The sequence below is a fragment of the Falsiroseomonas oryziterrae genome (assembly GCF_021864505.1).
Lineage (GTDB): Bacteria > Pseudomonadota > Alphaproteobacteria > Acetobacterales > Acetobacteraceae > Falsiroseomonas > Falsiroseomonas oryziterrae.
Map to the genome: position 1 here is coordinate 1 of NZ_JAKJIB010000631.1, position 952 is coordinate 952.

A 952-nucleotide genomic window follows, 5' to 3' on the forward strand; every position below is an offset into this window, starting at 1 on the left:
GCTCGGCATGATGGGCTGGAAGCTGCATCGCGCCTGGTCGCTCGCCTGGCTGCAGCGGCCGGAGGCGGAGCGCGCAAGGCTGCGCGCGGCGCTGGGCGCGGCGCCGGAGGTCAAGGCGGACGCGCCGGCGGCGGCGGGGCCCGATCCCGGTCTTGCGCAGCCCTATGCGGAAGCCGCGGTGGAGGTGCCGAAGGACGGCGCGATTCCGTCGGTGCCCTTCGCGAAGCTGTCGGAGATCCTGGCCGCGATCATCCGCGCGGAGCAGCCCGTCGCGACGGATGCGGTGTTCGAACGTGCGCGCATCCTCTGGGGCAAGGAGAAGCTGGAGGCGGCGGAGCGCGCGGCCTTGCAGCAGGCGCTGCGTCTGGCGGGGCAGTTGCAGGGTGTGGCGGAGCGCGGCGGCTTCTGGTCGGCGGAGGATGCGACGCCCGTGCTACCGCGCGACCGCCGCGCCGCGGCGCCGCATCTGCGCCGCGCGGCGAGCGTGGCACCGGCGGAGATCGAGGCGGCGTGCAAGGCGCTGCTCGGCGCGATGCCGGTGGCGACGGAAGAGGAACTCGCGGCGGGCGTCGTGCGGCTGCTCGGCCTGGATGCGAGCGCAACGATGGCGATCGCCGCACGTGTCGCGGCGCTGGTCGGCAGCGGCGCCGTAACGTTGCGCGCCTGAGTCGCCTCGTCGCTCCGGCGCAACCAGTTAAGCTGCGCTGGCGTTCCCGAACCGTCGGACCGTGCGGCGCATGGCCGCGCGGCCGCGAGGCGAGGAGCGACAGCGATGAAGATCAGGACGGCGAGCGTCGTCGCGCTCGGGTTGCTGGCCGCGGCATGCGGAACGGACCCCACGGAACGGACGACGGGCGGTGCTGCGGCGGGTGCCGCGACGGGTGCGGCGGTCGGCGCGCTGGGCGGGCCGGCGGGCGCACTGGCAGGGGCCGCGATCGGCGGCGGCGCCGGC

Annotated in this window: 2 protein-coding genes; both read left to right on the plus strand. The window is 75.8% G+C overall.

Annotation, left to right across the window (positions count from 1 at the left end; all coding sequences use genetic code 11):
• The coding region (locus L2I40_RS23735) for a hypothetical protein (protein ID WP_237217808.1) at window positions 1–667 on the plus strand (667 nt) is incomplete at its 5' end.
• A 105-nt stretch (window positions 668–772) separates the two neighbouring features.
• The coding region (locus L2I40_RS23740; protein WP_237217809.1) for a hypothetical protein at window positions 773–952 on the plus strand (180 nt) is incomplete at its 3' end.